The sequence below is a fragment of the Lentzea alba genome, from assembly GCF_011067745.1.
Lineage (GTDB): Bacteria > Actinomycetota > Actinomycetes > Mycobacteriales > Pseudonocardiaceae > Lentzea > Lentzea alba.
The window spans coordinates 239,856-262,030 of sequence record NZ_JAAMPJ010000006.1; the positions used below are offsets into that span (position 1 = coordinate 239,856).

Below are 22,175 nucleotides of genomic sequence, written 5' to 3' on the forward strand. Positions count from 1 at the left end.
GGGCAGGATCGATGTTGAGAGGGACGTTGAGAATGAGCACGGACGCGGCGGAGATCCCCGCCTACCGCTACACCGCCGAGCTGGCGAACCAGATCGAGGACCGGTGGCAGCGGTACTGGGAAAACCACGGCACCTACCACGCGCCCAACCCCGTTGGCGCGCTCGCAGGTGACGTGCCCGCGGACAAGCTGTTCGTGCAGGACATGTTCCCGTACCCGAGCGGTGCCGGCCTGCACGTCGGCCACCCGCTGGGCTTCATCGGCACGGACGTGTTCGCGCGGTACCACCGCATGAACGGCCGCAACGTGCTGCACACCATGGGCTTCGACGCGTTCGGCCTGCCCGCCGAGCAGTACGCGGTGAAGACCGGTCAGCACCCGCGCAAGACCACCGAGGAGAACATCAACACCTACCTGCGCCAGATCCGCAGGCTGGGCCTGGGCCACGACGAGCGTCGCCGCATCTCGACGATCGACCCCGAGTACTACAAGTGGACCCAGTGGATCTTCTTGCAGATCTTCAACTCCTGGTACGACCCGGACGCCCGCAAGGCTCGTCCGATCGCCGAGTTGATCTCTCAGTTCGAGTCTGGCGAGCGGGACATCGCGGACGGTCGCAAGTGGTCTGAGCTGTCTTTTGCCGACCAGCAAAGGATCTTGGGCGATTTCCGGCTGGCCTACTTGTCGGAGGCGCCCGTCAACTGGTGTCCCGGACTGGGTACTGTGCTGGCGAACGAAGAGGTCACCGCGGACGGTCGCAGTGAACGTGGCAACTTCCCCGTGTTCAGGAAAAACCTGCGCCAGTGGATGATGCGCATCACCGCGTACTCGGACCGGCTGATCGACGACTTGGACCGGCTGGACTGGCCGGACAAGGTCAAGGCCATGCAGCGCAACTGGATCGGGCGCTCGCACGGTGCCCGAGTCCGATTTGCGGTGGGAGACGAGAACATTGAGGTCTTCACGACCCGTCCGGACACGTTGTTCGGCGCGACCTACATGGTCCTGGCACCGGAACACGAGCTGGTGGACCAGATTGCGACGCCCGATCGCGTGGCAGACATCGCCGCGTACCGGCGCGCCGCGTCCCTGAAGTCCGAACTGGATCGTCAGGAGAACAAGGAGAAGACCGGCGTCTTCATCGGGGCGTACGCCACGAACCCGGTGAACGGTAAGGAAATCCCGGTCTACATCGCCGACTACGTGCTGATGGGCTACGGCACCGGCGCGATCATGGCCGTGCCCGGCCAGGACCAGCGCGACTGGGACTTCGCGAAGAAGTTCGACCTGCCGATCATCCGCACGGTCCAGCCCTCGGAAGGCTTCGAGGGCGAGGCCTTCACCGGTGACGGACCCGCCGTCAACAGCGGGTTCCTGGACGGCATGGCGATCGACGACGCCAAAAAGACGATCATCGGGTGGCTGGAGGAGAACGGCCACGGCCACGGCACCGTCCAGTTCAAGCTGCGCGACTGGCTGTTCAGCCGCCAGCGCTACTGGGGCGAGCCGTTCCCGATCGTCTACGACGAGGCAGGCACCGCGATCGCGCTGCCGGAGTCGATGCTGCCGATCGAGCTGCCCGAGGTCGACGACTACTCGCCGCGCACCTTCGACCCGGAGGACGCGGACACCGAGCCGTCGCCGCCGCTGTCGCGTGCGGCCGAGTGGACGACGATCGAGCTGGACCTGGGCGACGGGGTCAAGACCTACCGCCGCGACACGAACACCATGCCGAACTGGGCGGGTTCGTGCTGGTACCAGCTGCGCTACGTCGACCCGGTCGAGAGCGAGCGGTTCGTCAACCCGGAGAACGAGAAGTACTGGCTGGGCCCGCGCACGGCCGAGCACGGCCCGACGGACCCCGGCGGGGTCGACCTGTACATCGGCGGTGTGGAGCACGCGGTTCTGCACCTGCTGTACTCGCGCTTCTGGCAGAAGGTCCTGTTCGACCTGGGCCACCTGACCGGCGACGAGCCGTACCGCCGCCTGTTCAACCAGGGCTACATCCAGGCGTACGCGTACACCGACGAGCGCGGCATCTACGTGCCCGCGGCCGAGGTCGTCGAGGAGAACGGCAAGTTCTTCCACAACGGCCAGGAGGTCAACCGCGAGTACGGCAAGATGGGCAAGAGCCTGAACAACGTCGTCACGCCGGACGAGATGTGCGAGAAGTACGGCGCCGACACCTTCCGGTTCTACGAGATGTCCATGGGCCCGATGGACGTGTCACGGCCGTGGGCGACCAAGGACGTCGTAGGTGCCCAACGGTTCCTGCAGCGTCTGTGGCGCAACCTGGTCGACGAGACCGACGGCTCGCTGCGCGTCACCGACGAGGAGCCGTCCGTCGAGGCGCTGCGGTTGCTGCACAAGACCATCGCCGGCGTGCACGACGACTACGCGAACCTGCGCTACAACACGGCGGGCGCGAAGCTGATCGAGCTGAACAACTACGTCACCAAGCACTACGCCGCCGGCACGCCCCGCGCGCTGGCCGAGCCCCTGGTGCTGATGCTGGCTCCGCAGGCCCCGCACGTGGCCGAGGAGCTGTGGGCGAAGCTGGGCAACGACGGCACGCTGGCGCACGGCCCGTTCCCGAAGGCGGACGAGCAGTACCTGGTCGAGGACACGGTCGAGTACCCGATCCAGGTCAACGGCAAGGTCCGCTCGCGGGTCGTCGTGTCGGCGTCCGCGTCGCAGGACGAGATCAAGGCGGCCGCGCTGGCCGAGGAGAAGATCGCCGAGCTGGTCGACGGCGGCGAGCCGCGCAAGGTGATCGTGGTCCCCGGCCGTTTGGTGAACGTCGTTCTGTAGCAACGAGACGAGCCGGCGCGGCTAAGGCTGCGCCGGCTCTGCCTCCGGCCACGACTCGGGCGCCGGGCCGAACGCTCGCCGGGCGGCCCGGACTGCCAGGGTGGCGACGGTGGCGTTGGCAGCGCCCCCGATCACGGCACCGATGCCGAACGGGACTGCCCGGCCGAGCACGATGATCCCCTGCTTGGTGCCGTACTTGGTGATGAAGTTCTTGCCCAGGACTTTGTTGATCTGTTTCAGCGTTGCGGTGGGCACTGCACTGACGAGCTGGCGGGCCCAGTGCTGGCCGGTGCGCTCGGCGACCTTGCCGATGCTCTTGGAGCCGGACTCGCCGAGCAGGATTCCGAGAACGAGAGTCCGGCGGCGTTCGATCTCCTCGAGCGGAACCCCGTGGACCTCGGCGACCGAGAGCACGTAAAGGGTGCTCAGTTCGAGCGAGGACAACGCCTCACCCGCCGACAACGCCAGCGAGATCCCGGTGCCGACACCAGGCGCGGCCGCGGCACCTCCGACTGCGGCCCCGGTGCTCGCCAGGGCGCTGACGTACATCTTCTCCAGAGTGCCGATGACCTCTGCCGGTGTCGCCTCCGGGTTGCGCTGGCGGGCGCGGGCGATGTTCTTGCGCACCATCGACGTCTGCAGACCGATGGCCTTGTCCACCAGGTCGAGGATGGCCTGGCCCGGTCCACCCGACGACTCCGGTTCGTCGAGGGTGGCGGGTAGATCAGGAGATGCTGCCGAGTTCTTGGCGTCGACCATGGTCCTATGTCGCCGCACACCCGACCGGCGCTACACCCTCACTCGTCCTGAAAACCGATGTCCATCAGCATCTGATCGAGCATGCTGTCGAACATCGGCTCCGGGTTGCTCACCGCGAACGGGAACCTCCCGAACACCTCCAGCGCCACGTGCCCGTACAGCCGAACCCACGACTGCACCACGTGGTAGATCTTCCCGAGGTTGAGGACGTCTTCCTCGATCGTGACGCCGTGCACCGACACCGCGGCCATCAGGACCTGTTGGAACCTGACCAGGTCCTCGTGCAGCACCTCTGGCACCTCGTCGTCCGCGTGCTTCGCGACCAGGTTCGAGGCGATCAGCCGTCCGGCGAGCTGCAGGAACACCGCACCGAACTGGTCGGCGCCCAGCGGGTCCCGCGGCGAGGCGAAGACCAGCGCGAACTCCTGCGGGTGGGCCAGCGCCCAGCGGCGGAAGCTGCGGCACACCGCCCTGACCTGGCAGCCGACCTGGCCTGACGTGTCCGCCGCCAGGGCCGCGTACAGCACGCCCTCCATGTCCGCGCAGATGTCGTCGCAGAGCTGTCGCAGCAGCGCGTCGTGGGAGTCGTAGTAGCGGTAGAGGGCGGGCGCGGTGATGCCGAGTTTGCGCGCGATGGCACGCAGGGTAACCGCGTCGCGGCCGCTTTCCACCAAAAGGGCGCGGGCCGCCTGCCGGATCTCCCGCTCGGTTTCAACGCGGAGTCGTTCTCGGCGAGTGGCCTCGGTCATATGTCACTCCATCCGGTTGTAGACGCCGTCCACGGGCCCGTACGGTTTCAGTGAACGGTGTTTACAAGAGTTCACGGGATTAACAGCACGGTAACCCAGGAGGCCGTCGTCGATGTTCGCGAAGTGGGGCTCGATCGCATATCGCCGCCGGTGGGTGGTGTTGATCACGACCGTACTGCTCACCGTGCTCGGCGGTGTGTGGGGCTTGGGCGTGTTCGACAAGCTCAGCCAGGGTGGCTACGAGGCTCCTTCCAGCGAGGCGGCGCGGGCCGACAAGGTAGCCGAGGAGGCGTTCGGGCGGCAGAACGGTGACGTGATCGTCATTTACCGCGGCGATTTCGCGAACCCGCTCGAGCTCAAGAAGGTCGCCGACCACATCAGCGGTTTCCCCAAGGACGACGTGCTCAGGACCGTCGGGCCGGTGCCGTCCGACGACCAGCAGCAGGCGCTGGTCGCCATCACGCTCACGAGTGGTGACTCGAACGAGCAGATCAAGCAGTTCGAGGACATCCAGAAGCAGCTGAACATCGACGGCTTCACCCAGCAGGTCGGTGGGCTCGTGCCCACCCAGAAGGCCATCAACGACATGTCGCAGGAAGACCTGACGCGCGCGGAGATGTTCTCGCTGCCGCTGGTCCTGCTGCTGCTCGTGATCATCTTTGGCGGCCTGGTCGCGGCCAGTCTGCCGGTCGTGGTCGGCGGTCTCGCGATCATGGGCGCGCTCGGCGTGCTGCACGGCATCGCGATCTTCACCGAGGTCAACTCGTTCGCGGTCAACGTCGCCTCGCTGCTCGGCCTGGGCATGGCGATCGACTACGGGCTGTTCATGGTCGGCCGGTTCCGCGAGGAGCTCGCGCAGGGCCGGACCACCGAACAAGCTGTCGGCCGGACGGTGGCGAGTGCCGGCCGGACTGTCATGTTCTCCGCGACGCTGCTGGTCATCGCGCTGGCCGGGTTGCTGCTCTTCCCGCACGGCTTCCTGAAGTCCCTCGCGTACGGCGGCATGTCGTCGGTCGCGATCGCGGCGGTGGTCTCGCTGACGCTGCTGCCCGCGTTGCTCGGCGTGCTCGGCCACCGGGTCAACAAGCTCGCCATGCCGTGGCGCAAGAAGGAGCCGAGCGAACGCGGCTGGCGCAGCCTGAGCGGCAAGGTCATGAAGCGGCCGCTGCTGTTCGCCATCCCGTTGATCGCGGTGCTCGCGGCGCTCGGCGCGCCGTTCCTGAACGTCCAGTTCGGCCAGGTCACCGAGAAGGTGCTGCCCGAGGGCAACACCGTGCGGGTGGCCACCGAGAACATCAACCAGAACTTCTCGGCGCTCTCCAACACCGGCTTCAAGATCGTCGTCAAGGGCGGTGACCAAGCCGCGGTCCAGGAGTACCTGGGCAAGGTGAAGGACGTCCCCGGTGTCGGCGAGGTCCAGCCGATGGGCGCGGACAAGGGCGTCACGGCCGCTGCCGCCGGGCTGGAGCACGACGCGCTGAGCGACGAGTCGAAGCAGGCGCTCAAGGACGTCCGGGCGATCACGCCCCCGCCGAACGCGGAAGTGCTGGTCGGCGGCAACACCGCCACGGTCAGCGACTCGCTCGACGCCATCGCGGCCGGGTTGCCGTTGATGATCGCGCTGCTGGTCGGCGCCACGCTGATCCTGATGTTCCTGGCGTTCGGCTCGGTCGTGCTGCCGATCAAGGCGGTGCTCATGAGCGCGTTGTCGTTGTCGGCGACGTTCGGCGTGCTGGTGTGGATCTTCCAGGAGGGCCACGGCGCCGACTGGCTCGGCGTCACGCCGGGGCCGCTCGAGTCCGGCATCGTCGTGCTGATGGCGGCCATCGTGTTCGGTCTGTCGACGGACTACGAGGTCTTCCTGCTCAGCAGGATGGTCGAGGCCCGCGGCCAGGGCGCGTCCACCGAGGAAGCCGTGACCACCGGTCTCGCCAAAACCGGCCGGGTGATCACCTCGGCCGCGCTCCTGCTGATCGTGGTGACCGGCGCGTTCGCGTTCTCGCAGGTGGCGATGATGAGGTTCGTCGGCGTCGGCATGATCCTCGCGCTGGCACTCGACGCGACCGTGGTCCGGATGCTGCTCGTGCCGGCCGTGCTCAAGCTGCTCGGCAACGCCGCGTGGTGGTCACCCGGCCCGCTCAAGCGGATCCAGGAGCGCCTCGCGCTTCACGACGAGCCGGTCGACGACCTCGACGACTGGGACGACGAGATCCGCAAACCGGTCGCGGTCGGCTGACCGGGCGGGAAGGCGATCATGGCCGCGTCGAACTGGCGCGGCCTCGCCTCCCGCAGCTCGCCCGACTTCATCCGGTAGGTGGCGAGCACCGCGTTCGAGCTGTCCAGCACCGTGGTCGTCGCGCCGGTCGCGAAGAAGACCCTCGGGTCGCCCGGCGCGATGGCGACGCCCTGCGTGTCGAAGGGCAAACGTTCGCGCACCGTCGTGGTGGCCGCGTCGATGATCACGACCGAGCTCTCCTTCGGCAGCGTCAGGTAGACGCTGGCGCCGTCCGGGGTGACGGCGATGCTGCCCGCTCCCCTGCCGACCTCCAGCGAACCGACGACCTGGTTCGTGGTCGTGTCGATCACCGACAACGTGCCGGGCGTCTTCTCGCCGAGGCGCATGCTGCTCACGTAGAGGCGCTTGCCGTCCGGTGAGATCGCCAGGAACTGCGGCAGACCGCCGACCTGGATCGACGAGGTCTGGAACGCCGTCGCGGTGTCGACGATGCCGACCGTGCCGTCCTGCGCGTTGGCCACGTAGAGGATCTGGTTGTTCGGGTGGACGGCGAGGCCCTGCGGCTGGCCGGGCACCTTGACCGCCGCGACCAGCCGGAAGTTCTCCGGGTCCACCACCGCCACACCGCCGCTGGCCGAGACGTAGAGGCGTTGCCCGTCCGGGCGCATGGCCGCGTGCGTGAGCGGGACCTGGGTGAAGATCCGGTCGAGGATCGCCCCGGTGTCCGGGTCGACCACGGTGATCGCGCCGGTCCACCCGTTGACCACGTACAGGCGTCGCCCGTCCGGAGACACGGCGACACCCGTCGCGCGACCCCCTGTGTCGGCCTGCGCGAGCACCGTGCCGCTCTTGGTGTCGACGACCTGCACGAGACCGGTCCTGCCCACCACGTACGCGCGCGGAGCCTGCGATGCGGAAGAAGTGGTCGTGTACTCGTGCCCTTGGTGAACACCCGTCGCCGCGAAGGCCGCTGAGAGCGCTAGAACCGCGGCCACGAGGCGTGGCTTTGCCATACGCCCGATGGGAACACTTCCGGGTGCTTTCGATCCACTTCCGTCACCCGGTCGAGCGAAATCTTTGCCCTGTCGAGTGCTACTCCGGGGTTCGCGCGGTGGCCACCAGTTTCGCGTAACGGGTGCCGGCGGTGAGCAACACCAGACCGGCGCCGAGGAACGCCAGCACGCGGGCGACACCGTCGAGCGCGGCCAGGTCGAACAGCACCAGCTTCACCACCGCGGCGCCGACCAGGATCAGGCCAGAGATCCGCAGCGCCTTGTTGTTGATCCCCTTGACCAGCAGGAACAACGCGGCGATCGTCCACGACACGGTGACCACGGAGTGTCCGAAGAGGAATCCGCTCTCGTCCGGCGACACCAGCAGCGCCGCGCACAGCACCGCACCCGCCGCGCCGTAGAGCAGCACGAGTCCAGAAAGGATCCACGGCACCGGGTGCTTGGCCGGCTCGCGCAACACCCGCATCTTCAGTGCCGCCCACGGCAGGACCGCGGCGAAGACGCCCAGCACGATCGCCGTCACCAGACCCGCCGCGTAGTCGCCTGGCTGGACGTCGTTGAAGAAGCGCGGTTCGTCCACGAGCCACGTGAGTGGCACGGCCTGACCGACCGTCATCAGGAACCCGACCACGCCGAACACGATCGACCCGACCAGCGCGCTCTTCTTGTCGAGCCGGGCCGCGAGGAACGCGAGCAGCACCGCCTCGGCCAGCACGATCGCGGTGCGGACGTTGCCGTCGAGCGCGATCACGGTCGTCTGGAACAACGCGAGCATGCCCGTCGCGCCGGCCGCCGTCGTGAACGCGCGGGGCAGGTCCGGGACCATCCAGATCGCCAGCAGCACCGCGGCGACCGCACCAGCGAGCATCGAGTCGGCCGGGTCGTCCAGCAGCGTGGTCGCGAACATCGCCGGCAACGCCGAGCCCGCGACCAGCGCGATCGCGACGACGTCGTCCGGACGCCTGCGGATGGTCAGCAGCGCGACCGCGATGCCGACGACGGTCGTGGCACCGGCGACGCCGACCACGGTCCACTCGAAGTCGTTCGGGATGGCGTTCGCGGTGGTGAGCAGCGAGGCGAGGATCGGCCCGAAGCCACCGGCGATCGCGAGACCAGGCCAGTTGCGCTGGATCTGCACCGGCGTGCTGGCCATCTTCAGCACCAGCAGGAACGCGACCAGCAGGACCGTGAAGCCCTCGGTCAAGATCGGCGAGCACAGGGCGCACGCTGCGACGACGGTGACCGCGAGCGCTTGCGAGTCCCACCGCAGCGCGAGCACGACACCAGCCGCCGCGACCGCGAGGCCGACGACGAGACCCACGCCGGGCGACAGGTAGTGGTAGAGGCTCGTGGCGGCGAGCACGTCCAGGTAGAGGCCCGCGAAACCGGTGAAGGCCAGCGCGAGCGCCCCGGTGCGGCCCGCCGGGGTGCGGTGCAGCCACATGCCGATGCCGACGAGCGCGCCGCTGAACACCGCGCCGCCGATGACGCGCGGCATCGGGCCGAGCCAGCCGCGCTGGACGGCGAGGATCAGCAGCAGCACGAAGCCGAGCACGGTGATCGCGCCACCGACCCAGGCCAGCAGCTTCGCCCCCGCACCGTCCTTCCCCAACTTCTCGAACAGCGTCTCGCGCGGCTGAGGCGCGGGCCACTGCTGCTGCGGGTGCGGCCACTGCGCCTGGGGAGGCGGCGGAAACTGCTGGCCAGGAGGCATCTGGGCCGAGGCGGCGGCCTGTTGCGACCACGGATTCGGCGGCTGCCCTTCCCCGACGGAACGCGGGGGCCCTTCGTTTCCTTCAGGGGAACGTGGGGCCCCCGCGTTCCCCTGTGACCACGGGTTCGGCTGCTGCTCGAACGCACGCGGGGAGCTTTCGTACTGTGTGACAGGACGCGGGGGCCCCGCGTGCTGCGGCGGCAGAGGTGCGGAGACCGGGGCGTCTGGGCCGGGTGGCGGCGCCACGACCTCGGCCACGGCGGTCGCCGCGGTCGCCACCGAGCCCGAGTGCTCACGCATCTCCGAGCTGATCATCACCAGCCGCTGCCCGATGGCCGCGAGCTCCAGCGAGAGTCGCTGCTCGTACCCGAGGCGATCCTGTCCGTCCATGTGATCAGGGTGAGGCAGACCACGCCGGGTGACATCCGTACACCTACTCATCCGCTTGACTAGATAGGTGTGTAATCGATTAACTACGCCCTCGTGACGACCATGAAGGACGTCGCGCAGCACGCCGGCGTCTCCACGGCCACCGTGTCGCGCGTGCTCAACGGCCATGCCGCGCCGACCCCCGAGACCCGCGAGCGGGTGCTCGCCGCGATCGAGGAGCTCGGCTACCGGCCCAACGCCCTGGCGCGATCCCTCAGGACCACCAGCACCCAGACCCTCGGTCTGGTCATCAGCGATCTGCTGAACCCGTTCTTCGCCGAGATCGCGCGAGCGGTCGAGGACGAAGCCCGGTCACACGGGTACTGCGTCGTGATCGGGAACGCCGACGAGAGCGCCGAGCAGGAGGCGACGTACGTGCGCACCCTGCTCGACCGCCGGGTGGACGGCCTCCTGCTGTGCCCCGCGACCGACGACCCTGAGTTGGTTCGCGAAGTGAGCGCAGGTGGCGTTCCGCTCGTCCTGCTCGACCGGACGGTCAGGGGCGCCACATGCCCCGTCGTCCGCGCCGACGGCAGCGAGGCATTGACCGCGCTCGCCCGGCGGCTCGTCGGCGCCGGCCACTCCCGCATCGGTGTGATCGCGGGACCGCCGAACACCTCCACTGGAAGAGAACGATCCGACGTGCTCGTCGGGGCGCTCGGCGGCCTCGCGCAGGTCGTGCACGGCGACTTCCGGCAGGAGAGCGGCAGCCAGGCCGCCGCCAAGCTGATCGACGGCGGTGCCACCGCGCTGGTCGCGATGGACAACCTGATGGGGCTCGGCGCGCTCGGCGAGATCAAGACCCGCGGCCTGCGGATCCCGCACGACATCGCGCTCGCGGTGTTCGACGACCAACCGTGGTTCCCGCTGCTGGACCCACCGATCACGGTCATCGCCCAGCCGACCGTTGAGATGGGCCGGGCCGCCGCCCGCAGCCTGCTCGCCCTGATCAACGGCCAGCAGCCCGACGACGTCCGGCTCACCGCGAAGCTCGTGCTGCGCGGTTCGCTCGGGGAGGCCGAGCTGTGAACGCGCTGATCACCGCCCGTGGCATCACCAAGCAGTTCGGCACCACCAGGGCGTTGGACGGCGTCGATCTCGACATCAACGCGGGCGAGGTCCACGTCCTGCTCGGCGAGAACGGCGCGGGCAAGTCCACGCTGGTCAAGGTGCTCGCGGGCATCCACAGCCACGACGCAGGCACGATCGAGGGCAACGCCAGTCTCGCGGTCATCCACCAGGAACTGGCGCTCGTCCCCGAGCTGACCGTCGCGGAGAACCTGTTCCTCAACCGGCTCCCGCGCAGGTACGGGTTCGTCGACCGCGCCGAGATGCGTCGCAGGGCGCCGAAGCTGCTCGACGGGGTCGGGCTGACCGTCGACCCGAACGCCAAGGTCAAGGACCTCGGCATCGCCCAGCAGCAGATGATCGAGATCGCTCGCGCGCTCGACAAGAACGCCGGCGTGCTGATCCTCGACGAGCCGACCGCGGTGCTCACCGAGACCGAGACCGACCGCCTGCTGGAGATCATGGCCCAGCTGCGCGAGAACGGCGTGGGCCTGGTCTTCATCACGCACCACCTCGACGAGATCCAGCGCATCGCCGACCGCATCACGGTGTTGCGCGACGGCCGGTCGGTCGGTGTCCTCGGACCCCGCGCCACCACCCAGCACATGATCGAGCTGATGGTCGGCCGCCCGATCGACGAGCAATACCCGCGCGCCCGGCAACGACCGGGTCAGCCGTTGCTGAGCATCGAGAACCTGACCAAGCGCGGCGTGTTCGAGAACATCAACATCGAGGTCCACGCGGGCGAGGTCGTCGGCATCGCCGGTCTGGTCGGCGCGGGACGCACCGAGGTCGCGCGGGCCGCGTTCGGCGTGGACGGCTACGACCACGGCACGGTCGCGGTCGACGGAAAACCGTTGCCCCGCCACGACGTCCAGGCCGCCATCAAGGCAGGTCTCGGCCTGGTCCCGGAGGACCGCAAGGGCCAGGGCCTGGTCCTCACGGCGACCGTCGGCCAGAACCTCGAACTCGTCACGCTCGATAACCGCGACCAGAAACGCCTGCACGACATCGCGGGCAAGCTCCGGATCAAGGGCCGCGTCGAGCAGCCGGTCAAGGAACTCTCCGGCGGCAACCAGCAGAAGGTCGTCATCGGCAAGTGGCTGCTGGCCGACCCGAAGGTGCTGATCCTCGACGAGCCCACGCGCGGCGTCGACGTCGGCGCCAAGGTCGAGATCTACGAGCTGATCAACCGCATGACCGCGCAGGGCCGGGCCGTGCTGCTCGTGTCCAGCGACCTGCCCGAGGTGATCGGGATGAGCGACCGCGTCGTCGTGATGGCGCACGGCCGGGTGGCCGGTGAGCTGCCCAAGGGCGCGACCCAAGACCAGGTGATGGCACTCGCCGTGCAGGAGATTTCGGCATGACCACGATCAGCATCCGCAAGTACGCGAGTGAGAACGGCGCGCTGGCAGGGCTTCTCCTGCTCGCCCTGGTCATCGCGATCATGCAGCCGGCGTTCCTCAACGCGCAGAACCTCCTCAACGTCGGCGTGCAGGCCGCGGTCATCGCGATCATGGCGTTCGGCATGACGTTCGTGGTGGTCGCGGGCGGCATCGACCTGTCGGTCGGCAGCATCGCCGCGCTGGCCGCGATGGTCGGCGCGCTCACCGCCGGGCCGCTCGGCCTGGTCGTGGGTGCGGTGTGCGGCCTGGTCAACGGTGCGCTGGTCAGCTACGGCAAGCTGCCGCCGTTCATCGCGACGCTGGCCATGCTGAGCGTCGCCCGCGGTCTCACGCTGGTGTTCTCGGAGGGCCAGCCGCACGAGACCGACGCCGTGGTCACGTTCCTCGGCTCGAACCTCGCACCGATGGTTCCGTTGCCGCTGCTGCTGATGCTGGCGTTCTTCGGCATCACCGGCCTGATCCTCACCCGCACCAACCTCGGCCGTCGCATGTACGCGATCGGCGGCAACGAGGAGGCCGCGAAGCTCAGCGGCATCGACGTGCGCAAGCAGAAGCTCTGGATCTACGCGCTGTCCGGCCTGTTCGCCGCCGCCGCGGGCCTCGTGCTCGCGGGACGGCTCGGGTCCGCCGGTCCGCAGGCAGCGGTCGGCTACGAGCTCGACGCCATCGCCGCGGTCGTCATCGGCGGTGCGTCGTTGTCCGGTGGCGTTGGCCGCGCCACCGGGACGTTGGTCGGCGCACTTGTGCTCGCCGTCCTGCGCAACGGCCTCAACCTGCTGCAAGTGCCGCCGTTCTGGCAGCAGGTCGTCATCGGCGCGGTGATCGCTCTCGCCGCGTTGCTCGACTCACTTCGCCGTCGCTGAGAATCCCGCAACAGGTAAGGAAGACACCAATGAAGGTGACCCGACGGATCGCGCTGACCCTCGGTGCCGCGGCACTGCTGGCAACCGGGTGCAGCGGAACAGGGGCGTCCGGAGGTTCCGAGATCACCATCGGCCTTGCCGTGTCCACTTTGAACAACCCGTTCTTCGTGGAACTGCAGCAGGGTGCGCAGGAGATGGCGAACCAGCTCGGCGCCAAGCTGACCGTGATGGACGCGCAGAACGACGCGACGAACCAGGTCAACCAGGTGCAGACGCTGGTGACCCAGGGCGTCAAGGCGATCATCCTGAACCCGGTCGACTCCAAGCAGTCCGCGCCCGCCGCCAAGGCCGCCGAGATGGCGAACATCCCGCTGATCTCGGTCGACCGCTCGGTCGAGGGCAAGGTCGCCGCCGAGGTCGCGTCGAACAACGTCTCGGGCGGCAGCCTCGCCGCCATCGAGCTCGGGCGCGCCACCTCGGGCGAGGTCGCGCACCTCAAGGGCATCTCGGGCGCGTCGGCGTCGCGTGACCGCGGTCAGGGCTTCGAACAGGGCCTGAACAGCGGCAACATCAAGGTCGTCGCCACCGCCGTCGCGGACTTCGACCGCGCCAAGGGCCTCAACGAGACCACTAACCTGTTGCAGGGCCACCCGAACCTCAAGGGCATCTTCGCCGAGAACGACGAGATGGCGCTCGGCGCGATCAAGGCCCTCGGCGCCCGCGCCGGCAAGGACGTCATGGTCGTCGGCTTCGACGGCACGCCGGACGGTCTGAAGGCGATCCAGGACGGCACGCTCGTCGCCACCATCGCGCAGCAGCCGAAGCTGCTCGGTTCCAAGGCCGTCGAGCAGGCGGTCAAGGCGGCCAAGGGCGAGGCGGTTCAGCAGGTCGTGGACGTCGAGGTCAAGGTCATCACGAAGCAGAACGTGGCAGAGTTCGTCAAGTGACCCAGACTCTGCTCGTCCTCGGGTCCGCCAACGCCGATCTCGTGGTCGAGGTCGGCAGGCGGCCCGCCGGTGGTGAAACCGTCCTCGGCGGCGACACCGTCGTGCTGCCCGGCGGCAAGGGCGCGAACACCGCCGTTGCCGCCGCTCGCGTCGGTGCTTCCGTCGCACTCGTTGGTGCCGTTGGTGGTGACGGGTACGGCGCGCTGCTGCGTGAGTCGCTGGAGTCGTCCGGCGTCGACACGGCACTGGTGAAGACTTCCGAACGACCCACCGGGATCGCTTACATCACCGTGACTCCGGACGGCGAGAACTCCATCGTCGTCTCCCCAGGAGCCAACGCGGACGTCTCGAAGTCCGATGTGGACGCTCTGTCGTTCGAGGGCGCGAGTGTCCTCACGTGCTCGCTGGAAGTGCCACTGGAGACGGTGATCCACGCGATCGACGCCGCTTCCCGTGCAGGTGTCCGGCCGGTGTTGAACCTGTCGCCGGTCGCCGAGCTGCCCGCGGAGACGTTGCGGCAGCTGAACGTCCTGATCGTGAACGAGCACGAGGCCGCGCAACTCGTCGGCTCCGACTGGCGTGACCTGCTGAGGCTCGGCCCGACGTCGGCGATCGTCACGCTCGGCTCGCGCGGCGCGGCGGTGGTGGCGCAGGCCGGCGTGGTCGAGGTGCCGTCGATCGAGGTCGACGAGGTCGTCGACACGACAGGCGCCGGTGACGCGTTCGCCGGCGCGCTCTCCGCGCGGCTGGCCGAGGGCGACAACATCCTGCAGGCCGCGAAGTACGCCGTGAAGGTCGCCGCGCTGTCCGTCACGAAGGCCGGTGCCCAGCCGTCCTACCCGACCGCTGCCCAGATCGCATCGCTAGGTTGATGAGGGGAGCTTTCACAAACCTCAGGTTTGTGAAAGCTCCCCTCATCAACCACCCAATTGGGGGATGAGCTGGACTGGGCGGGCTGGGCCGGTGAAGTCGAAGACGGCTGGCTCCTCCTGGGCGCCCAGCTTGGCTTCGAGTCGGCGGAGCTTGCCGTCGGGGTCGAGCCAGTAGCGCAGCCGGGAGTCCGTCGCGTCCTTCTGGCGAGGGCCCTCGAAGACGTCGACGGCCGTGTCACCGATCCGGTCCGCACGCAGCCAGCGCGCCGAACTCTGCAGCAGCAGCTGGGCGTTCTCCGGCCGGTCCGCGCCGAGGTTCAGCAGCAGCCGCAGCGCGCCGTCCAGTTCGGAGCCGCGTTCCTGCAGATCGCGGACCTGCCAGTCGGCCGACGGCGCCGTCGCGAACGCCATCCGCCTGAGGTTCCACTGCACCAGGCCCTGGGAGAACTCGTCCGAGCGGCCGTCCGTGCGCATGCCCGCGTAGCCGTGGTGGTGCACGAAGTCGACGCGGCCGTCCAGGAGCAGCTTGCCGCCGGGCGACGGGACGGACGCGGTGAACGCGCTGACGCCGGTCGTGTAGTTCGAGAACCGGACCAGCGCCAGGCGTTCCGCCTCGGGGATCGACAGCGGCCGCGGGTCGGGCGTCGCGCTGCAGGCGGTCAGGACCAGCAGCAGAGCCAGGGCTTTCTTCACGACCGCACCGCCGCGCGGTCGTCGAACAGGTCCTCGGTCGGCACGGCGTACTTCTCGACGTTCGGCGCCTTGTTCGGCAACGGGCCGTCCGGCATGTCGGGCTGCGTGGGCGGCGCGGCGACCTGGTTGAACGGGATTCCGCGCGGTGCCGCGGGTTTCTTCAACGGCTCGCCGACACCCTCGTAGCAACGCTGGCGGTCGAAGCAGTTGTTCCTGCCGGGCGCGCGTTGCGTGGCCGCGTACCGCACGTCCTCGCCGTTGCCGCTGATCACGTTGCCGTCGAACCGGTTGTCCAGCGGGGCCAGGTCCTCGCTCGACCCGAGGGCGACGCCGATGCCGGGGTTGCCGGTGATCAGGTTGCGGGTCAGCAGGTTCCGCGTGCCACCCGCGATGCCCACGCCGAGTCCGAACGCGCCGTCGGCCTGCGCGGGCGAGAGCGCCTCGGAGTTGTCGGAGACGAGGTTGCCGGCGAACGTGGCGTCCTCCTGCGGCACGAACGCCTCCTGGTAGTCGGAGTTCGAGGTCATGCCGACGCGGTTGCCGCTGAACCTGTTGCCCAGCACGTACATCTGCCCGGACGCGTTCGTGCCCTCGTAACCGACGGCGTTGCGCTCGGCGACGTTGCCGCGCACCACGATGTCGCACGGCTTGCACTGGCCGACGTAGAAACCGGAGTCCGCGCTGCCGCTCGCGTAGCTCTGCTCGATCACGCCGTGCTGGGCGTCGAACGCGTAGATGCCGTACAGCGCGTTGTTGCTGGCCGTCACGTACGAGATGCGGAACCCTTGCAACGGCGGGAACTTCTGCGTGTCCAGCTTGGTGTAGCCGTTGCTGCCGCGGCCCATCCCGCCGTCCTGGCTGAGTCCGGTGACCAGCACGCCGTTCAGGGTGTGGTTGCGGACGGTCAGGTTCTGCACCGACACGTCCGGCGCGGTCACCACGATCCCGTTGGCGCGCTTGACCTCGCCGTCGATGATCACGCTGCCGCGCTGGGCTCCTCTGATCGTGAGGCCCTTGGTTCTGACCTGCACGGTCTCCTTGTAGACGCCGGGGGCGACGAGGATGGTCGCGCCCTCCTGCGCCTCGTCCACGGCGGCCTGGATCGTGCTCAGCTGTGCCGGGACGTTGATCTCGGGACCGAGCTTCGGCTGGGCCGCCGACGAACATCCGGCGACCAGGAGCACTGCTGCGAAGGCGTACGGAGCGCGCACAGCCGGTCACCGTACTGCTCCGTTCGGCCTACTGTCACACTGCCCCTGTGGTCCACATCTCACGACGCCGTCTGCTGCACGGCGCTGCTGCCATTGGGCTACTCGGCGGCTGCGGCTCAGCTGAACGCCAGCCGGGCATCGCCACGCCACAGCAGCTGCACGCCGACATCTCCGTCTGGGACGCCGCCGGGCCACCGTCTGCGCAGGTCAGCTCTACAGTGACGGTGACGTACGGACACGGGATCGACGGGCTGCCGGAGTTCCCCGGCGACGCCGTCCTGCCGCAGGACCTGGGTGGACGGCTGTTCCTGCAGATCTGCGGGGACGATCCGGACGCCGTGCGGGACGCGGCCACGCGGCTGCGGCCCGACGGGCGGTTGCGGTGGCGTGAGCAGGGGTTCTGCAACTCGGATCGCACGAACGGGTTGGGTTTCCAGGACGGCATCGTCGTGCCCAAGACCGCCGAGGAGTTCGACCAGGAGGTCTGGCTGCCGGACGGGTCGACCATCGCCGTCGTGCGCCGGATGAAGCTCGACGTCGCCGCGTTCACGGCGATGCCCGTGGCTGATCAGGAGCGGGTGTTCGGGCGGCGCAAGCACGACGCCGTGCCGTTGTCCGGTGGCGAGGAGGTCGATTTGTCGGCAAAGACCCCCGACGGCGAGTACGTCATCCCGGCCGACGCGCACGTGCGGCGGGCGCACCCGTTGACGGCGGGCGCCGGCCTGATGTTGCGCCGCTCGTACAACTACGCCGAGGGTCTGCTCTTCATCTCGTACCAGCGTGAGCTCAAGACGTTTGTGAACACGATGTATCGCATGGTCGATGGAGACGCACTTCTGCGTTACGCCACGACGACCAGCTCCGCGGCGTTCCGCATTCCGCCTCTGAATTAGTCAGACTGTGCTGTCGTCGGTTCCCGGTGGAAGGGTATGGTCTAGACCATGTCGAGCGCGCGGCTGAGCGGTGTCGGTGTCAGCAGCGGCCGGGCTTCCGGCCCGGTCGTGAGGGTGGCCGAGGCTCTTCCTGAGCCTCCGCTGGGTCCCCGACCTGCGGAAACGAAGATGGAGGCCTCCCGCATCCGTCCCGCGACCGAGGTCGTGGCGCAGCGCCTGATGGAGCGCGCGAAGACCGTCGAGGGCGAGGCCCGCGCCGTGCTGGAAACGACGGCGGCGATGGCCGGCGACCCGTCGCTCATCAAGTCCGCCGAGAAGCTCGTCGTCGACGAGTCGCTGCCCGCCGCCCGTGCGGTGTACCAGGCGGCGCAGAAGTTCATCGCCGCACTGCAGGCCGCCGGTGGCTACATGGCCGAACGCGCCCGCGACGTCCAGGACGTCCGCGACCGCGTGGTCGCCGAACTTCTCGGCCTGCCCGCTCCTGGAGTCCCGGATCTGACCTCGCCGTCCGTGCTGGTGGCGCGTGATCTCGCGCCCGCCGACACCGCCGGTCTCGACCCTTCCAAGGTGCTCGCCCTCGTGACGGAGGAGGGCGGCCCCACCTCGCACACCGCGATCCTCGCGCGGTCGCTGGGCATCCCGGCCGTCGTGGCCTGTCGCGGCATCCTGGCGTTGGAGGTCACTGCGCTCGAGGTCGACGGCGACACCGGCCAGGTCCGCGAGTCCGACGGCAAGGTCCGCGCCGCCGGCACCGGCAAGAAGGCCACGTGGAACGGCGTCGGTGTGCTGAAGGACGGCCTCCGCGTGAAGGTCCTCGGCAACGTCGGCTCGCCCGCCGATGCCGCGGCCGCCGCCGCAGCCGGTGCGGAAGGCGTCGGTCTTTTCCGCACGGAGTTCTGCTTCCTGGACGCCGCGGAGGAACCGACCGTTGCTGAGCAGACTGCTGCTTATGAGGCCGTGCTGGCGCCGTTCAAGGGGAAACCCGTTGTGGTGCGCACCCTCGACGCGGGCGCGGACAAGCCGCTGGCGTTTCTGAGCCCGGACCCCGAGCCCAACCCGGCGCTGGGAGTCCGCGGCCTGCGGGTCGCGTTCGACCGTCCGGAGGTGCTGGACCGCCAGCTCCAGGCCATTGCCGCCGCTGCTGCTTCCTCGGGTGCCGACGTGTCGGTCATGGCGCCGATGGTCGCCACCGCCGCCGAGGCCGCGTGGTTCGTGGCCCGTGCCCGTCAGGCGGGGATTTCGCGGGCCGGCGTGATGGTCGAGGTCCCGTCCGCCGCCTTGTCGGCGCGGGAGATCCTCCAGGTCGTCGACTTCATCTCCATCGGCACCAACGACCTGGCCCAGTACGTCTTCGCCGCCGACCGCCAGCTCGGTGGTGTGGCCGCGCTGAACGACCCGTGGCAGCCCGCGTTGCTGCGCCTGATCGCGCAGGTCGGCGAGGCGGCGACGGCGGCGGGCAAGCCGATCGGCGTCTGTGGTGAGGCGGCGGCTGACCCGCTGCTGGCGTGCGTGTTGATCGGCATGGGCGTGACGTCGTTGTCGATGAACCACACGGCTCTGGCCGATGTCGGCGCCAAGCTCGCGACCTCGAGCATGGACATCTGCCAGCTCGCGGCTCGTGGTGCGTTGGCGGCGGGCGACCCGGGGACCGCGAAGCTGGCTGCCCGCGCCCCGCACTAGCCGTTCACCGCGGTCACGCGGATCTCGATGCGCATCTTCGGGTGACCGAGGGCGGTGACCCCGCTCTCGGTCCAGATCGGTGCGCGCTCGCCCATCCGCGCACGGAACTGCTCGACCATCACACGGTTGTGCTCGTCGAACGAGTCGTTGCCGAGCACGTGGTACGAGTTCACGTGCACGACGTCTGCCCACGTTGAGCCTGCAGTCGCGAGCGTGCGTTCGACGTTCTCGAACGCACGCACGATCTCTTCTTCGAGCGACTCGGGGAACCCGAACTCGTCGTCCCAGCCGCCCTGACCCGAGGTCTCGACCCTGTCGCCGATGCGGACGGCCTGGCTGTAGCGCATGTTCTTCAGCTGCGTCTCGCCGTATCCGGGGGTGGCGAAGAACTCCGGCTTGCTCATGTCCTGTCCCTTCGATGACTTCACGCTTGAAGTCCACCGTACATGACTTCAAGCGTGAAGTAAGCTGCGCGGCATGGAGTGGCTGAACGCCGACGAGAAGGAAGCGTGGAACGGGCTGGCCTCGTTGATGCTGCTGCTGCCGGGTCGGCTGGAAGCGCCGTTGCAGCAGGAGTCCGGGCTGAGCCTGTTCGACTACCTGGTGCTCAGCCACGTCTCGGAGGCGCCGGACCGCCGCATGCGGATGAGCGAGCTGGCGCACCTGGCGAACGGGTCGCTGTCGCGGTTGTCCAACGTGGTCAAGCGCTTCGAACAGCGTGGCTGGGTGGTGCGTTCCCCTGATCCCGACGACGGTCGCTACACGGTCGCCTCGCTCACCGACGAGGGTTTCGAGGTCGTCGAAGCCGCCGCGCCCACGCACCTGCGCACGGTCCGGGAGCTCGTGCTCGACCCTCTCACCGCCGCCGACCGCCAGGCGTTGACGCGCATCGCGGCCAAGCTGCGGCTGAGGATTCCTAGTGCTGGCTGAGTTCCTCGAGGACCGCCCTGATCAGCGGGTGTTCCTCCGACCCCCTGCGCACCGCCGCCACGACTCGTCGCAGCGGCGCCACGCCGGCGACCGGCACTCCGCGCACGGCGTTCCGCGGCGCCAACGCCACCCCGGCTCCCGCTGCCACCAACGCCTGGATCGCGCGGAAGTCGTCAGACGTGTGCCTGATGCGCGGCGCGAACCCGGCTTGCGCGCACGCCATCTCCACGACGTCCCGCAGCGGGTTGCCGGGCAGCGTCACCACCCAGTCCTCGTCGGCCAACGCGGCCAGGTCCACCGGTCCGGTCGCCGGGTGGTCCGGCGGCAGCACGACGTCGAAAGGTTCGGTGTAGAGCGGAAACCGGGTGAAGCGGTCGGTGGTCCGGTGTTCCTCGGTGATCGCCACGTCGATCTCGCCGTCCAGCAACAACCGCACGCTCTCGTGTCCCTCGGCGTCGCGCACGGACAGTTCGATCGAGCGTTCCTTCAGCGCCGCCAACGCGGGTGCCACGACCTGGGTGATCGCCGAGGCGAAGGCGGCGACCGCGACCCGGCCGGACGAGCCCGAGGCGAGAGCGTCCAAAGTGGCCTGTGCACGTTCGAGTTCCGCGGCAACGACATGGGCGTGCGTGACCAGAAGCTCACCGGCGGGAGTGAGCGAGACCCTGCGGCCCTTGCGCAGCAGCAACGGATGTCCTGCCTCCGACTCCAGGGCCGCTAGCTGCTGCGACACCGCTGACGGCGTGAGGTGCAGCGCAGCAGCAGCGGCCGTCACCGTGCCGTGGTCGGCGAGTGCGCGCAGCACGCGGAGCCGTCGTGGGTCGATCACCCGCTCATGATGGCCGTAGCCGCCATGCAACGCAGTTCCTTCGCAATGTTCAGCATCGCTCGCCGAGCGTGCCGGTCGCAGGACAGGAACGAGGCGAACCCGTGCACCAGGCCGTCGCAGCGCAGGTGGGTCACCGGCACCGCGGCGGCGCTCAGCCGGTCCGCGTACTCGGTGCCCTCGTCCCGGAGAGGGTCGAAACCAGCCGTGACCACGCAGGTTGGCGGCAGCCCGCGGAAATCGGGAGCGCGCAACGGTGAGGCGTACGGCTCGAACAACCGCTCGAGGTCCGGTGAATAACAGGAGCGGTAGTAGTCGATCGTGTCGGTCTCGATGAAGTAGCCGCGCCCGAAGAGCTGCCGTGCCGGGTGTTCCCCCAGCCCGTCCACGGCCGGGTAGAGCATCAGGTTGAAGGCCGGCTTTGTCACCGCGTCGTCGACACACCGCTGCGCCACGACGGCCGAAAGCGCCCCGCCCGCGCTGTCACCACCGACCCCCACCGCAAGGCCGGCCCCGCCGAAGCGTTCCGCGTTGGCGACGATGTGCAGGAACGCCGCGTAAGCGTCATCTACCCCGGCCGGATAGGGGTGCTCGGGGGCGAGGGCGTACTCGACGGACACGATCCGCACGCCACCATGCCGGCTGAGGAAGCGACAGATGCCGTCGTGGCTGGCCACGCTGCCGAGCACGAACCCGCCGCCGTGGAAGAACACCAGCAGCGGAAGCGGCCCGGACGCACCGGGCGGGCTGTACACCCGCGCAGGAATCGGGCCGCGTGCGCCAGTCACGACGGTGTCGTGCACTCCCACGTCACGCGCGACACCGGCGTGCATCACCGACGACACGATGTCGTAGTCCCTGCGGACCGCCACCAGGTCGGGAACCGCCTGAGGTGCGGACCTCGGCACGAGCCGCTCCAGCGCGATCAGCAGCTGCGCCGTGGGACTGAGCTGTGCACCCTCGACGTGAACGGGCACGCCGACGATCGCACGAATCACCCGGTCGGGCAGACACAACGCGGCCCTCGCCCCGAGGGTGGCCATGCGCAGGGCGATCCTCTGTCGTGAACTCCTGGA

The 22,175-nt window shown here is 68.9% G+C and carries 19 protein-coding genes; 10 read left to right on the forward strand and 9 right to left on the reverse strand.

The window, feature by feature from the left end:
- Positions 1–32 precede the first annotated feature (32 nt).
- Entirely contained in the window at positions 33–2,810 is a 2,778-nt protein-coding gene (leuS, locus tag G7043_RS23235; RefSeq protein WP_166048709.1) for a leucine--tRNA ligase, read from the forward strand.
- A 21-nt stretch (positions 2,811–2,831) separates the two neighbouring features.
- Here leuS and G7043_RS23240 read toward each other — a convergent pair whose 3' ends face one another.
- Together G7043_RS23240 and G7043_RS23245 are read right to left on the reverse strand one after the other, a co-directional pair.
- Positions 2,832–3,569, reverse strand: a complete 738-nt coding sequence (locus G7043_RS23240; RefSeq protein ID WP_207311573.1) for a hypothetical protein — start codon at positions 3,567–3,569, stop codon at positions 2,832–2,834.
- A gap of 38 nt (positions 3,570–3,607) precedes the next feature.
- On the reverse strand, positions 3,608–4,318 hold the full coding sequence (locus tag G7043_RS23245; RefSeq protein WP_166048711.1) for a TetR/AcrR family transcriptional regulator: 711 nt from the start codon (positions 4,316–4,318) through the stop codon (positions 3,608–3,610).
- Positions 4,319–4,430: 112 nt separating this feature from the next.
- Between G7043_RS23245 and G7043_RS23250 the strand changes: the two genes are divergently transcribed.
- The gene (locus G7043_RS23250) at positions 4,431–6,554 is read left to right on the forward strand and encodes an MMPL family transporter (protein ID WP_166048713.1); all 2,124 of its coding nucleotides are present in this window, start codon (positions 4,431–4,433) and stop codon (positions 6,552–6,554) included.
- On the opposite strand, the gene G7043_RS23255 is transcribed toward G7043_RS23250, so the two are convergent.
- Positions 6,485–7,567 carry a YncE family protein gene (locus tag G7043_RS23255; protein ID WP_166048715.1) on the reverse strand — a complete coding sequence of 361 codons (1,083 nt, stop codon included), beginning with the start codon at positions 7,565–7,567 and terminating at the stop codon, positions 6,485–6,487. The genes G7043_RS23250 and G7043_RS23255 overlap by 70 nt on opposite strands.
- Before the next feature lie 79 nt (positions 7,568–7,646).
- Positions 7,647–9,671, reverse strand: coding sequence for a DUF2339 domain-containing protein (locus G7043_RS23260; protein ID WP_166048717.1), 2,025 nt, complete (start codon positions 9,669–9,671; stop codon positions 7,647–7,649).
- Positions 9,672–9,773: 102 nt separating this feature from the next.
- Between G7043_RS23260 and G7043_RS23265 the strand changes: the two genes are divergently transcribed.
- Genes G7043_RS23265 through G7043_RS23285 form a run of 5 tightly spaced genes read left to right on the forward strand, consistent with a single transcriptional unit; the run spans position 9,774 to position 14,866 of the window.
- Positions 9,774–10,739, forward strand: a complete 966-nt coding sequence (locus G7043_RS23265; RefSeq protein WP_207311643.1) for a LacI family DNA-binding transcriptional regulator — start codon at positions 9,774–9,776, stop codon at positions 10,737–10,739.
- The gene (locus G7043_RS23270) at positions 10,736–12,145 is read left to right on the forward strand and encodes a sugar ABC transporter ATP-binding protein (RefSeq protein WP_166048721.1); all 1,410 of its coding nucleotides are present in this window, start codon (positions 10,736–10,738) and stop codon (positions 12,143–12,145) included. The genes G7043_RS23265 and G7043_RS23270 overlap by 4 nt, the downstream gene beginning before the upstream one ends.
- Entirely contained in the window at positions 12,142–13,047 is a 906-nt protein-coding gene (locus G7043_RS48470) for an ABC transporter permease (protein WP_166048722.1), read from the forward strand. The genes G7043_RS23270 and G7043_RS48470 overlap by 4 nt, the downstream gene beginning before the upstream one ends.
- A 29-nt stretch (positions 13,048–13,076) precedes the next feature.
- Entirely contained in the window at positions 13,077–13,994 is a 918-nt protein-coding gene (locus tag G7043_RS48475; protein ID WP_166048724.1) for a substrate-binding domain-containing protein, read from the forward strand.
- Positions 13,991–14,866 carry a ribokinase gene (locus tag G7043_RS23285; protein ID WP_166048726.1) on the forward strand — a complete coding sequence of 292 codons (876 nt, stop codon included), beginning with the start codon at positions 13,991–13,993 and terminating at the stop codon, positions 14,864–14,866. The genes G7043_RS48475 and G7043_RS23285 overlap by 4 nt, the downstream gene beginning before the upstream one ends.
- Before the next feature lie 45 nt (positions 14,867–14,911).
- Here the strand turns inward: G7043_RS23285 and G7043_RS23290 are convergent, their stop codons facing one another.
- Positions 14,912–15,559: a hypothetical protein gene (locus tag G7043_RS23290; protein ID WP_166048729.1), complete on the reverse strand. Its 648-nt coding sequence runs from the start codon at positions 15,557–15,559 to the stop codon at positions 14,912–14,914.
- Positions 15,556–16,770, reverse strand: a complete 1,215-nt coding sequence (locus tag G7043_RS23295; RefSeq protein ID WP_166048730.1) for a right-handed parallel beta-helix repeat-containing protein — start codon at positions 16,768–16,770, stop codon at positions 15,556–15,558. Before G7043_RS23295 ends, G7043_RS23290 begins: the two co-directional genes overlap by 4 nt.
- 47 nt (positions 16,771–16,817) lie before the next feature.
- Between G7043_RS23295 and G7043_RS23300 the strand changes: the two genes are divergently transcribed.
- Together G7043_RS23300 and ptsP are read left to right on the forward strand one after the other, a co-directional pair.
- On the forward strand, positions 16,818–17,663 hold the full coding sequence (locus tag G7043_RS23300; protein ID WP_166048732.1) for a Dyp-type peroxidase: 846 nt from the start codon (positions 16,818–16,820) through the stop codon (positions 17,661–17,663).
- 48 nt (positions 17,664–17,711) lie between these two features.
- Entirely contained in the window at positions 17,712–19,343 is a 1,632-nt protein-coding gene (gene ptsP / locus G7043_RS23305; RefSeq protein ID WP_166048734.1) for a phosphoenolpyruvate--protein phosphotransferase, read from the forward strand.
- Here the strand turns inward: ptsP and G7043_RS23310 are convergent.
- The gene (locus tag G7043_RS23310) at positions 19,340–19,747 is read right to left on the reverse strand and encodes a Rid family hydrolase (RefSeq protein WP_166048736.1); all 408 of its coding nucleotides are present in this window, start codon (positions 19,745–19,747) and stop codon (positions 19,340–19,342) included. The two genes, ptsP and G7043_RS23310, sit on opposite strands and share 4 nt — an antisense overlap.
- 73 nt (positions 19,748–19,820) lie before the next feature.
- On the opposite strand from G7043_RS23310, the gene G7043_RS23315 reads away from it, so the two are divergent.
- Positions 19,821–20,273: a MarR family winged helix-turn-helix transcriptional regulator gene (locus G7043_RS23315; protein ID WP_166048738.1), complete on the forward strand. Its 453-nt coding sequence runs from the start codon at positions 19,821–19,823 to the stop codon at positions 20,271–20,273.
- Here the strand turns inward: G7043_RS23315 and G7043_RS23320 are convergent.
- Together G7043_RS23320 and G7043_RS23325 are read right to left on the reverse strand one after the other, a co-directional pair.
- Positions 20,260–21,102: a LysR family transcriptional regulator gene (locus G7043_RS23320; RefSeq protein WP_166048740.1), complete on the reverse strand. Its 843-nt coding sequence runs from the start codon at positions 21,100–21,102 to the stop codon at positions 20,260–20,262. The two genes, G7043_RS23315 and G7043_RS23320, sit on opposite strands and share 14 nt — an antisense overlap.
- Complete coding sequence (locus G7043_RS23325) at positions 21,099–22,142, reverse strand: alpha/beta hydrolase (RefSeq protein ID WP_166048742.1); 1,044 nt, start codon at positions 22,140–22,142, stop codon at positions 21,099–21,101. The genes G7043_RS23320 and G7043_RS23325 overlap by 4 nt, the downstream gene beginning before the upstream one ends.
- Positions 22,143–22,175 lie beyond the last annotated feature (33 nt).